Raw genomic sequence first — 12,431 nt, 5'->3', positions numbered from 1 at the left:
AGGGGCAGGGGGGACAGCACGACGCGGTCGACCATGGACCGGATCATCTCCATCGCGGCCATCCCCTCGTCGCCGTCACCGAGCACGGACTCGAGCTCCGCGATCTTCCGACGGTACGGCTCCGGCAGGTTGGCCGGCAGCAGCATCTCCGGCGCATCTGTGTGATACCAAAGCCGTTAAGTTTTGACCTGCAAGGCCCATGAGTAGCCGCAAGTTGATCGAATACGTCCGGGTTCGGCGAGGATTTGGTTCCAGACCCGACAGCAGACCTCCAGGATGGCGTTGAGGTCGGTGAAGAGCCTGTGGGCCAGCAGGGTGTGGCGCATGAAGTGCCAGAGCCTCTCGATGGCGTTGAGTTTCGGACTGTAGGGTGGGAGCGGAACGAGGGTGATGTTGGCTGGCACGACGATGTCGCCGCTGGTGTGCCATCCTGCCCCGTTGATCGCCACGGCCGCGTGGGCGCCGGGTGCGACGGTTCGGCTGATCTCCTCGAGCATGATGCTCATCGCCTGAGTGTTGGCGCGTGTCATGACGATGGCTGCCCCGGTGTCACGGGCCGGGCAGACCGCTCCGAAGAGATAGGCTGATTTGAAGCGGTGATCGCGCACGGCGCGCGGCCGGCTGCCACGCGGCGCCCAGCGCCGGGTCAGGGTGCCTTTCTGGCCGATGCGGGCTTCGTCCTGGAACCAGACCTCCATGGCGCTCGCCTCGGGGTGCTCCTTTGCGATGGCGGCAAGGCGGTCGGCAAAGTTTTTTTAAACGCCTCCTGGGCCACCGTGTCGGTTTTGGGATGGATCGGGCGCGGCGTGAGGAAGGACAGCTTCATCCGATACAGGCGCTCCTGCATGCCGGTGCGGCTGTAGTCCGCCCCGAAGTGCCGCAGGGCCAAGTCGCGGATATGCCGCACCCGGTATTCGACGACACCGTCTCGCTCGACATCGGGGCCGGCGGCGATCAACTCGGCCAACTTCGCCTCCAGGGCAGCGGCCAGCAGTGGCGACCGACCGGTGCGGGCCCGATCCCGCAGGCCGTCCACGCCCTCGGCGTTGTAGCGCACCACCCAGTCGCGCAGTGTCTACCGATCCATCCCCGCTTGCCGCGCCGCCTCTTCCCGGCTGGTGCCCTCCAGCGCCATGGCGATCGCAAGCAGGCGTCGGCAAACCCGCCCGTCGCTCTCGCCACGGGCCAGGCGGCGCAACTCCTCGGAACTCAGATCGGTACAGATCCTCAAGGCAGGCATGGCGGTTGTTGGCTCGGTGGGGAGGTCTTGAACAGGGAATCACCACCAAGGCCAATTCGCAACTCGAAGCCACACCGAGTCAGAAATTTCCGGCTTTGGTATGAGACGGAGCCCAGTGCCCTGGGGCCGTTCGCCGCCGGCATCCGGCGCGACGAGGATGCCGTGCGCGCCGCGCTCACCGAGCCGTGGACCAGCGGGCAAGTCGAGGGCCACTCAACCGCCTCAAGGTCATCAAGCGGGATATGTATGGCCGTGCCGGCTTCGATCTCCTACGCAGCCAGGGCTTGGCTCACGCCTAACGCGAACATCACATCCCCAAACACCTTCTACTCATCCACACAAAACTTCCAAGAGCCCCTTATTCCATGCCGATTCACAGCCATTGCTTGCGTCATGGGTGTGAATTGGCAGCGCTGCCGCCTCCATTGGATGAGAATCGCCCTCGCCCACATGGCATTCTCAGCCCAGCAGCGCACCAAGCGGCGCAGAACCAACCAATTGAAACGCCTCAACAAGGAGGTCAAACGACGCGCCGCCGTCGTCAGTATCTTCCCCGCCCCTCGATCGTTCGCTTGATCGAGGCCGTGTTGTTGGAACAGAAAGACGAATGGCAATCCCAGAACCGTTATATGCAGGTCGAGGTCAGGGCCGAGGGGATTCCCCTCGGCGACGCCACGCCGACGATCTCTTTTCCATCCAAAGACGCCTGACCAACGACCAACTTTGCGATACTTGAATTCCCACCACCTTGACGGACGCTATCCCTGATCGAGGCCGAGTTCGACGTGTGGCCTACATGGCCTATCCCAAGGACCTGCGCACCAAGCTGCACTCCATCCACCCCTGGGAACGCCTGAACGGCGAGATCAAACGGCGCACCAACCTCGTCGGCATCTTCCCATGCGAAGCGGCCGTCACCCGGCTGCCTGCGCCCTGCTGCTCGAGCAGCACGACGAGTGGGCGGTGTCCCGACGCTACAGGACCATGGGAAGCTTGGCCGTGCTGTGCAACCCTGCGGCCGACCCGCTCGTCATCTCGGCGGTGTAAACCGGCAGCCTCAGCGCGCCGAGAAAAACGAAGCCTCCTCAGACACCACGCCGCGGGGCACGATCTGATAGAGGGTCGCGCCTTTCATCCCGCACCCCCGCGAGCGCCGAAGCCACGCGCGTCACCACACCGCTCCAGTCGCCGCGGCGGTCCTGGCGGAACAACCGCAGGCTTGGGTACCAAGGCGTGTCCTCGCGTTCCAGCAGCCAGCGCCAGTCGGGAACGAAGGGTAGCACAACCCAGGCCGGGCGACCCAGCGCGCCGGCCAGATGCACCGGTGAGCTGTCGACTGAGATCAGCAGGTCGGTCAAGCTCAGGATCGCGGCGGTGTCCTCGAAATCGGCGATCTCGTCGCCCAGCCGCTCGATGCGCATACCGGGCGGCGGCGTAGCCGCCTGCGCCTCCGCCGGGCCTTTCTGAAGCGCCAGAAAGGTGACGCCGGGCATGCCCAGCGGCGCCAGCGTGTCGAGCGTCACGGATCGGGCGGCGTCGTTCAGGTGGGTGGGCCGGCCGGCCCAGACCAGCCCGACAAGCGGACGCGGCAGCCGCGCCAGCCGCCGGCGCCAGCGCTTCACGCGCGCGGGCTCGGCGCTCAGATACGGACAGGCGCCGGGCAGGTCGGACAGGGTAAGCCCCATCGCCATGGGCAGACTCATCATCTCGCAGTGGACGTCGAAGGGCGGCGGCAGCTCGCCGCGCAGCACCAGCGCGTCGGCTCCGGCCGAACGCTGGGCGAAGCCCTTCTGGTCGAGGTTGATCTGGAGGACGACCCGCGCTTGGCTGCGCTGCTTGGCCCAGGACACCATACGCAGAAACTGGAAGGTGTCGCCGTATCCCTGCTCGTCGTGGATCAGCAGTGTCTTGCCGGGGATCGGCCGGCCGTCCCAGCGCGGCTTCTGCACCTTGCGTTCGAGCGAGGCGGTGTGCGGCATGCCGTAGCGGTGATGGTACTCCCGCCAGCCGCGTTCGAAATCGCCCAGCATCAACAAGGTTTCCGCCAGTTCGAAGCGCAGGGTCAGGTTGCCGGGCAGCCGCTCGACCATTTGTCCGAGGATGTCGCGGCACTCTTCGATCCGGCCCTGGGCGCGCACAGACAGCGCCAGCAGATGAAAGCTGGTCACCGTCATGCTACCGGAGGCGAGAAGCCGGCGAGCCCGCTGTTCGGCCTGTTCCGGATGGCCGGCGGCCAGCAGGGCGTTCCCTTCGGCTTCGAGGGCGGTGACGTCGGTCATCGGCCGGATCCTCCCTCCAGTGCCGCGATCAGCGGTGCCAGATGCGTGGCGCTGGCGGCCGCACGGCCCATGCCCTCGCGGAAGATCGGCCGGCGGACCTGCACGGCGCTGGCCGTGGCGACGGGCCGCGCGGTGCGGTGGAAGTCCAGGCAGGCGGAATCCCAGGGCAACCCGCAGAACTCCACCAAGCGGCGGGACTGGCCTTCCGGGTCCTCGACCAGATCCTCGTAGCGCAGATCCAGAAGGCGGCCAGGCGGCAGCACCTTCCGCCAATGCGCCATCAGCCGCTCGTAGGCGCGGTAGAAGCGTCCAAGTTCAGTCATGTCATAGGTGAAGAGGTTCTGCTCCAGGAACAGCCGGGCGTAATTGGACAGGCAGCAGTCCAGCGGATCTCGGTGGCAATGGATGATCCGGGCGCCCGGCAGGATCAGGGCGATCAGCCCGGCGTAAAGGAAGTTGGTCGGCATCTTGTCGATCAACCGCCGGGCATCGCCCGCCTTGCCTGAGACTCGATCGAGATAGAGCCGGCCGATGGCCGCCAGATCCTGCGGGGCCACCGTGCGCATCAGGTTCGGAAAGGCGACCGGCTGGCCTCCGGGGGTCACGATCCCTTCGAGGATCCGTTGCAGCGTTCTCAACTCGCCGGCGCCAAGGACCGCCGGATGCGATGCGAGGATCTGTTCGACCAGGCTGGTGCCGGAGCGGGGCATGCCGATCACGAAGACCGGCAGTTCGGACGGATCCGGGTCGGTCGGTGCGTTCAGCCGGAACAGATCCTTTGGGAAGGCATGGGCGATTTCGGCGAACCAGGCGTCCGTCGCGTCGGCGTCGTAGGTGACGGCCGCGCGTTTGAGGCGGTTGCCTTGGTGGATATGCTCGAAGGCGCGCTCCGTATCGCCGGCCTCCATCCAGGCTTTTCCAAGGGTGAAGTGCCAGATCGTCCGGTCCCGGTGGGGCAGGGGCGATTGGTCCCGCAGAAGGTCTTCCAATCGCGCCGGGTCGCCGGGATCGGAGGCAATCAACTCCAGCCCGCCATACCAGGCGGCGGGGGAGCGGGGGAAGCGGCGGCGGGCTTCGATGAAGACCGTCCGGGCCTCGTCGAGGCGGCCGAGTTCGGTCAACAGGGCGCCGCGATTGACGAGACCACCCTCCGCCGCCGGGCCGGGAGCGCCGCCCAGGGCCGCGAAGGCGTCGAGCGCCTCGTCGAAGCGTTCCAGCGTTTGCAGCGCCATGCCGCGAACGAGCAAAGCCGGCGCGTCGCCAGGACCGGCGGCGAGAACGGCGTCGACGATCGCCAGGGCCTCCTCGGCCCGGCCGAGCGCCAGCAGGGTCCGGGCACGGGCGGCCGGTAGGCGCGGATGGTCGGGCGCGAAATCGCGCAGGGCCTCCAACCAGCCGAAGGCCTCGACCCAGCGCTCCCGGTCGCCTTCCAGGGCTGCGGCGTTCAGATAGGCGTCGGCCATGCGGGGGGCGATCCCGATGGCGCGGCGGAACAGAGCCAGCCCCTGGTCGGGTTGCCCAAACGCGGCCCTCAGGTTACCCAGGTTGCAGCAGGCGTCAACGTAGTGGGGATCGAGCGTCAGGGCCTTGTCGTAATGGGACGCGGCCTCGGCCAGCCGGCCCAGCAGCCGCCGGGTGTTGCCGAGGTTGTTCTGGCACTCGGGCGTGCCGGGGTCGAGCGCGGCCGCGCGCTCCAGGCATCGCGCGCTGCCCTCCAGCTTTCCGGCCTCCTGGAGGATGATGCCGAGGTTGCTCCAGAACGTTGCCTGGGACGCGTCGCGGGCAACGGCTTGGCGGGTCGCTTGTTCCGCTTCGTCCAGGCGGTTGCGGCGGCGGCACAGCTCGCCCAGATTGCTGAAATAGTCGGCGGGTGCCTGAGGGTGGGCGCAGGCTTGGCGCATGTGGTCGATCGCCACGTCGGGCTGGTCGAAGGCATGGGCGATCAGGCCCAGGAGATGCAGGACATCGGGCTGTCCGGGCCAGACCTCCAGCACGCGGCGGCACAGATGCTCCGCCTCGACCGCCTGTCCGGCCTCCCAGTGGCGATGGGCCATGTCGATGGCCTCGGCGATGGGAACGCCCTGCGGGGCAGGAGGCGACTTGCCGGGGCGTGGTTTGCGCGCCATTGACCGGTCCTAGGGCTTGAGCTGTTTGAAGGCGGCATCCAGCCCCTTGAGCGGGACCGGGATGTCGAGGGGCTTGCCGTCGTCGCCAACGAAGCGGACGGTCATCGACTGGCCCCGGCGAAAGCGGTCGAGGCTGGCCGGATCGAGATCCGCGACGGTGCGACACCCGCCGGTCTGGCAGCTTTCGAAGGGCAGCGCCAGAGGTTTTTCCTTGTCGATGGTCAGGCCCAGACCGGGGATCAACTGGGTGCCCAGCGGGACGGTCAGGATGATGCGGGGCTGACCCTGCGGACCGAGAAACCCAAAGCGGACGTTCAGCAGCACGGTCTTGGCCGGCATCGCGATGGCGTATTGCTCGACGTAGCAGAACTCGCGGCCCTCCTCGTTCCGGGCGCATTGCCGGTTCCAGAGTGGGGCAGCGGGGTCCTGCGCGTTCGCGACGGTAGGCGCGAAGCCGAGACCGCCAGCAACGGCGGCCAACACCGCGCCGAGGAGATGGATTTTCCCTGTCTTCCCATATTGGGGCCGGTTTGGCCGTCTGGAAGGCGGTTGGTTCAGGCGAGCCGTGCTACCTTTCAAAAAATTTCCCAAGATTTCACAGTCTTTCATCAAGAACTTTTCCCACAAAGACATTCTCCGAATCCGTGTATCCGAATCAATATCTCGATGAGTCAAGAGCAGACACTATCCGTCACCGAATGTCAAAAAATAACAGTGGTGTGTATACTCCGTTTGGGCTAGAAGCGATTTGTGTGTTGATTCACAGTGCGTCGATGACTTGGCGTTTAAAGGAAAAGGCAACCGGATGCCTGGACCGAAGCACCCTTTCATGCCGACGATCGAACCCACCCGGACATTCGGGAATTGCAATCCTCCCGTGCGGCTTGGTGCAGCCGACGGCCGATAACGAAGGTCACGCTCATGACGCCCGTGGTTTCCGCCCGTAATTCCGCTGGTTTTCGATGGACGCTGTTGAGCGGCGCGTCGGCGATCGTCATCGCCGGACTTCTGATGCCGTCCCCGGCCGGTGCGCAGATCACAAGCACCTTGACGTCGACCCAGACCATCGGTTCCGGAGCCAGCCTGACCATCGGGTCGGACACGCTGCTTTCCCCATCGGGCTTCGGGGTGTCCATCGCGAGTGGCGTCTCCATCGGCTCGTTCGTGAACAACGGCCAGATCGAGCCGGGCGCCCAGGGAATACGGTCGGACGGTTCGGCCGCGTTGATCGTCAACAGCGGAGCGATCACCGGCGGCAACACCGGTGTCTACCTGGGGACCGGAAGCATCGGATCCTTCAGCAACAGCGGGACCATCCAGGGGGTGGGAACGGTCAGCTACACGGGCCTTAACCTGACCGGTTCCGTCACGGTCGGAACCATCACGAATTCAGGGCTGATCACGGGAGCCGGAACAAAGGAGGCCGTCACGGCCGGAAGCGGAGGTGCCTTCATCTCGCTGGTCAACACCGGCCGGATCGTCTCGACGGGCGTCCGGGCGGGCATCTTCATCAACGCCGCCTCGACCACCTACGGGACCATCGACAACAGCGGCACCATCGGCGAAGGGGGGGCCGGCATCAGCCTCTTCTCGGGAACGCTCGGCCTGTTGCGCAACAGCGGGTTGATCTCGGGCACCGGCAGCAGCACCGGAGCCGTCGTGGTCGGCACGACCGGCACGCTGAACAGCTTCGTCAACACCGGCACAATCATGGGCCGCATCGCCAACACCTCGACATCGGCCTTCACGATCACCGGCGCCTCCGGCACGCTCTTCGGCACCATCATGGGGACGACCTCGTCGTCGCCCTCCACCATCGCCACGGGCGGCAACCTGACCTTTGCCGGAAACACCTTCCTGGCGAACAACATCGCGGCCACAACCGGCACGATCACGGTCACCAACACCGGCATCCTGAAGACCAACCGCATGACCACGGTCAGCGGCAACTACAGCCAGAATTCGTCGGCGTCGCTGGTGCTCGGGGTGACGGACACGATCACCTACGGCGGGCTGTCGGTCACCGGCGGCGCCACACTGACCAACGGCTCGATCGTGATCCAGCCGGTGACGGGAACGCTGGCGGCGGGGGCCTACACGATCGTCAGCGGCGGCACCGTCGGCACCGACTACACCGGCGTCACCGTGACCGCGCCCTCGACCAGCATGGAGCTCACCACCAGCACGACGGTGGTCAGCACCCTGAAGAAGCTGGTGGTGACGCTGGCGTCGCCCTCCCTGCTCTATTGGGACGGCGACGCGGGCGGCAACGCCGCCAACAGCAGCGTGGACGGCGGCAACGGCACTTGGAGCAGCGCCGGCACCAACTGGACGAAGGTCGACGGCTCCACCAACGGCACCCTGTCCGGCAGCACGATCACGCCGTTCTTCCAGGGCACGGCCGGGACGGTGACCGTCTCCGGCTCGGTGTCGGCGGCCGGCATGACCTTCGGGAGCAACGGCTACCTGCTGACCGGCGGCACCATCGGCCTGACGGCCTCGCCCTCCACCATCGTGTCCAACAACGGCGTCGTCGCGACCATCGCGTCGAGCCTGACCGGGACCGGCGGGCTGTACAAGAACGGCGTCGGCGAACTGGTCCTGTCGGGCGTCAACAGCTTCTCCGGCGGCACCAGCATCAACGCCGGGACCCTGACCTTGAACGGTGGGTCGGCGCTGTCCGATTCCGGATCGCTGGTGGTGCTGGGCGACGGCACGCTCAAGCTCGGCGCCAGCGAGACGGTCGGCGCCCTCTCCGGCGGCGGCGTCATCGACCTGGGCAGCCACACATTGACGGCCGGGGACAGCACCAACACCACGATCACTGGCTCGATCACCGGCACCGGTGCGCTGGTGAAGGCCGGCAGCGGCCGTCTGACCCTGTCGGGGACCAGCAGCCACACCGGCGGCACCAGCATCACCGCCGGCACGCTGACCGCGACCACCGCGACGGCCCTGCCCAGCACCGGCGCGGTTAGCGTCTCCGGCGGGGCGGTCTTCGCGATCAACAACACCAGCCTGACCATCGGCGCCTTGTCGGGCGCCGGCAACGTCGCGCTGGGGGCCAACCGGCTGACCGCCGGCGACGGCACCGACACCACCCTGTCGGGCGTGATCTCCGGCACCGGCGGCCTCACCAAGGCGGGCAGCGGCACGCTGACCCTGTCGGGCGCCAACACCTACACCGGCACCGGCACCATCACCGCCGGCACGCTGCGTGTGAGCGGCACCATCGGCGCCGTCTCCATCGCCCCGGGCGCGACGCTGAGCGGCACCGGCAGCGTCGGGGCCATCGTCAACAGCGGCACCATCGCGCTCGGCAGCGCGGCGCTGACCTCGACCGGCAACATCACCGGCACCGGAGCCATCACCTTCACGATCGGCAGCGGCGGCACCGGCTACATCGTCAACACCGCCAACACCGCCAACTACGCACCGGGCGCCGGCACGGTCACCGTCACGCCGACGCTCAACGGCGTCACCATCGCCAACGGCGCCACGGTCGCCCTGATCCGCGGCAACGCCGGCGGCACCGCCCCCAGCTTCACCGGGACGACCCTGTCGGTGACGGCGACCGGAGCGGCGACCTGGACGGCGGCGGCCGGCACGGCCTATGTCGGCACGGTGGACCTGAACGGCTACACCATCGCCGCCAACGACACGGTCCTGGTCGCCACCGCGCCCGTCTCGCCTCCTCCTCCGCCGCCCCCCCCTCCGCCGCCCCCCCCTCCGCCGGTCGTCACGACCCCGACGGAAACGACGCCGACCACCCCCGTGGTCACCACCCCGACGACGCCAGTCGTCGTCACGCCCACCACTCCCGTCGTCACGCCGACGACGCCCGTGGTCACGACCCCGACAACGCCCGTGGTCACCCCGACGACGCCCACCGTCACCACCGGCGTGATCGACGGTTCCAAGCCGATCTTCACCAACGAGGACGGCGCGGTGCGGACCACCACCGTCACCTTCGCGGGCGGCACCCTGAAGCCGACCGCCCCGCTGACCCTGAGCCAGACCGTGAACGTCGCGGCGACCAACGGCGTCATCGACCCGAACGGCTCGACCGTCACCCTCTCCGGCTCGATCACCGGGGCGGGGCAGCTCACCGTGAACGGATCCGGCTCGCTGGTCGTCTCCAACACGGTTTCCAACAGCGGCGGCCTGAACGTCCAGTCGGGTGGCCTGACGGTCGCCAGCGGCGGCAACGTCTCGGCTCCGGTCACCGTCGGCGGCGGCACCGTCACCGTCGGCCAGGGCGGCAGCGTCTCCGCTCCGCTGACGGTCAACGGCGGTGCGGTGACGATCAGCGACGGCGGCAACGTCTCCGCTCCCGTCAGGGTCGGCAACGGTGCCGTCACCGTCAACAACGGCGGCACGGTCGCCGCGTCGATGGCGGTGGAGAGCGGCGGATCGGCCAAGGTCAACGGCGAGGTCACCGGCGCTGTCACCGTCGCCAGTGGTGCGACGCTGAGCGGCAGCGGCCTCATCGGCGGCAGCACCTCGGTCTCCGGCATCCTGGCGCCGGGCAACTCTCCCGGTACGCTGGTCTTCACCGCCCCGGTGACACTGAACGCCAGCTCGGTCTATCAGGTCGAGATCGACGGCGTCGGCACCGGGACGGGCGCCGGCAACCACGACCAAGTGGTGGTCGTGGGCTCCTCCTTCACCGCCGGGGGCCGGCTGACGCCGATCCTGCGCGGCATCGTCGGGTCGGCGACCAACAGCTTCACCCCGGCGCTGGGCCAGAGCTTCACCGTGGTCACCGCCGACGGCGGCGTGTCGGGCCGCTTCGCCACTCTCGACCAGCCGGGCAGCGGTCTGGCCGCCGGCACGCGGCTGGATCTGCTCTACGGCTCCAGCGCCGTCGCCCTGGTGGCGACGCCGACCAGCTACGCCAATCTCGGTGCGGCGGGTCTGGGCCAGAGCGCCAACCAGCGCGCCGTCGGCGCCGCGCTCGAAGCCTTCCGGCCGGTGGCCGGCGGGCAGTCGTCGGACGCGACGACGCAGGCGCTGTTCGACAACCTCCACACTCTGGCGGGTGACCGGATCGCCCCGGCGCTGAACCAGCTGTCCGGCGAGATCCACGCCGACACGCTGGCGGCGGACGGTGCCAACCGCCGCCTGTTCGGCCGCGCCGTGGAGGCCCGGCAGGCGGCCGGGCGCGGGACGGCCGACGCGCCGGGGCCGGTGGCCGGCGTGGTGCAGTTCCTGTTCGACGGCAAGGCGCGATCGGTGTCCGGCCTGGCCGAAGGCCAGGACGGCACCGCGAAGGCGACGCCCGGCGGAGCCAGCCTGTGGGGCCAGCCGCTGGTCGGTCGGGGCCGCAGCGGCGACGACGGCAACGGCGGGACGGTGGACCGCTTCACCGGTGGTTTCATGGTCGGGTCCGACTATTCCTTCGACCCGGAACTCAAGGCCGGCGTGGCGCTGGGCTTCCTGCGCACCCGCGTCAAGGCGGACGGGGGCTTGGGCAAGGGGACGGTGGACAGCTATCAGGCGACCGCGTACGCGAGTTGGACGCCGGGGGCGGCCTTCGTCGACGCGGCGCTGGGCTATGGCCGCAGCCGTTACGAGACGTCGCGGTCGGTGACCTTCGGCAACGTCGCCGGGGTGGCGTCGGGCGAGGCGGACGGCAACGACCTGTCGGCGGAGCTGTCGGCGGGCACCCGTGTGGCGCTGGCCGGTGAGAGCTGGATCGAGCCGCGCGTGGGCTTGCGCTGGGATCGGCTGGTGCGCGGCGGTTTCACCGAAAGCGGCACGCCGCTGCTGAGCCTGACGGAGGAGACGGCAACATGGAACGCGCTGCGCAGCTCGCTGGGCTTGCGGGTCGGGACGCGGCTGGCCGTGGGTGAGACGGTGGTCGAGCCGACCGGCCTGCTGGGCTGGGAGCACGACTGGCGCGATGTGGACGCGTCGGCGACCGGTGCGTTGAACGGCGCGCGCTTCACGGTGCGATCGAGCCGGCCCAGCCGCGACGCGGCGGTGGTGGGCGCCGGAGTCAACGTGACGATGACGCAGCAGGTCTCGCTGCAGGTCGGCTATCTCGGCGAGATCCGCCGGCGCGAGAGCAACCACGGCCTGTCGGCCGGGTTGCGCTGGTCCTGGTGAGAACCCTGATGGCCGCGCGGGCGACCGTCCTGACCGGGCTTCTTCTTGCGGCGGCTGCCCTGCCGGCCTTCGCCGCCGACAAAAAGCCGGAAGCGGGAGCCGCTTTCGGCGACTGGCAGGTCGAGTGCGAGGCGGCGGCGGACGGGAAACCCCGCTGCTTCCTCGCCCAGACGCAGATGTTGAAGGAGAACAACGCGCGTCTGCTGAAGATGTCGGTCGGTTACATCGGCCCGAAGGGCGAGGCGGTGCTGGTGGCGCTGCTGCCGCTTGGCATCGACCTGCGCGCCGGGGTGGTGATGAAGCTGGACGAGGGCGGCGAGGCTCCCCTGGTCCTCCAGCAATGCGTGCAGGACGGCTGCGTCGCGAGCAAGGCGCTCGATGCCAAGGGGCTTGCGGCGTTCGTCAAGGCGCAGACGTTGCGGCTGGGTGTGCTGCCCTACGCCGGCAAGCAGTCGGTCACCATGACGGTGTCGTTGAAGGGGGTCTCGGCCGGGCTGGACGCATTGAGATAGTGGCAAACGGCGCGCCCGGATGACCATTCATGGCAAACGGGCGCCCAGTTCCTGGAATACCCCATGCCCTTCCAAAGATGACGGTTTCATACCGTTTCGAAGGAATGACGTCGTTGAGCGTATGAGCATAGCTACGTCTTTCTTTCCGGATGCGGGGGCACTG

Annotated in this window: 6 protein-coding genes and 4 pseudogenes; 5 read left to right on the top strand and 5 right to left on the bottom strand. The window is 68.1% G+C overall.

Features of this window, described 5'->3' with window-relative positions; genetic code table 11:
* Nucleotides 1-176: 176 nt before the first annotated feature.
* A pseudogene (locus tag EJ913_RS31000) lies at nucleotides 177-1,240 on the bottom strand (IS630 family transposase).
* 102 nt (nucleotides 1,241-1,342) lie between these two features.
* Between EJ913_RS31000 and EJ913_RS30995 the strand changes: the two are divergent.
* From EJ913_RS30995 to EJ913_RS32875, 3 pseudogenes are all read left to right on the top strand, one after another.
* Nucleotides 1,343-1,539 (top strand): annotated as a pseudogene (locus EJ913_RS30995) (ISL3-like element ISAzba9 family transposase); the annotation flags it as partial.
* Between the two features lie 79 nt (nucleotides 1,540-1,618).
* Nucleotides 1,619-1,950, top strand: a pseudogene (locus EJ913_RS32880) (transposase); the annotation flags it as partial.
* 77 nt (nucleotides 1,951-2,027) lie between these two features.
* Nucleotides 2,028-2,287: pseudogene (locus EJ913_RS32875) on the top strand (transposase); the annotation flags it as partial.
* 38 nt (nucleotides 2,288-2,325) lie between these two features.
* On the opposite strand, the gene EJ913_RS32870 reads toward EJ913_RS32875, so the two are convergent.
* From EJ913_RS32870 to EJ913_RS32010, 4 genes are all read right to left on the bottom strand, one after another.
* Entirely contained in the window at nucleotides 2,326-3,519 is a 1,194-nt protein-coding gene (locus EJ913_RS32870) for a glycosyltransferase family protein (protein WP_127005189.1), read from the bottom strand.
* Nucleotides 3,516-5,645, bottom strand: coding sequence for a tetratricopeptide repeat-containing sulfotransferase family protein (locus tag EJ913_RS30975; RefSeq protein ID WP_127005188.1), 2,130 nt, complete (start codon nucleotides 5,643-5,645; stop codon nucleotides 3,516-3,518). Before EJ913_RS30975 ends, EJ913_RS32870 begins: the two co-directional genes overlap by 4 nt.
* 9 nt (nucleotides 5,646-5,654) lie before the next feature.
* The gene (locus EJ913_RS30970; protein WP_185910036.1) at nucleotides 5,655-6,125 is read right to left on the bottom strand and encodes an invasion associated locus B family protein; all 471 of its coding nucleotides are present in this window, start codon (nucleotides 6,123-6,125) and stop codon (nucleotides 5,655-5,657) included.
* A gap of 347 nt (nucleotides 6,126-6,472) precedes the next feature.
* Complete coding sequence (locus EJ913_RS32010; RefSeq protein ID WP_185910035.1) at nucleotides 6,473-6,643, bottom strand: hypothetical protein; 171 nt, start codon at nucleotides 6,641-6,643, stop codon at nucleotides 6,473-6,475.
* Between the two features lie 49 nt (nucleotides 6,644-6,692).
* Here EJ913_RS32010 and EJ913_RS30965 point away from each other — a divergent pair, with 49 nt between their 5' ends.
* Nucleotides 6,693-11,756 carry an autotransporter outer membrane beta-barrel domain-containing protein gene (locus tag EJ913_RS30965; protein ID WP_185910034.1) on the top strand — a complete coding sequence of 1,688 codons (5,064 nt, stop codon included), beginning with the start codon at nucleotides 6,693-6,695 and terminating at the stop codon, nucleotides 11,754-11,756.
* 8 nt (nucleotides 11,757-11,764) lie between these two features.
* On the top strand, nucleotides 11,765-12,268 hold the full coding sequence (locus EJ913_RS30960) for an invasion associated locus B family protein (protein ID WP_127005185.1): 504 nt from the start codon (nucleotides 11,765-11,767) through the stop codon (nucleotides 12,266-12,268).
* Nucleotides 12,269-12,431 lie beyond the last annotated feature (163 nt).

Origin of the sequence: Azospirillum doebereinerae, assembly GCF_003989665.1 — a bacterium.
GTDB lineage: Bacteria > Pseudomonadota > Alphaproteobacteria > Azospirillales > Azospirillaceae > Azospirillum > Azospirillum doebereinerae.
Note: the sequence above shows the minus strand (reverse complement) of the source record. Positions and strands in the feature narration are given on the sequence as shown.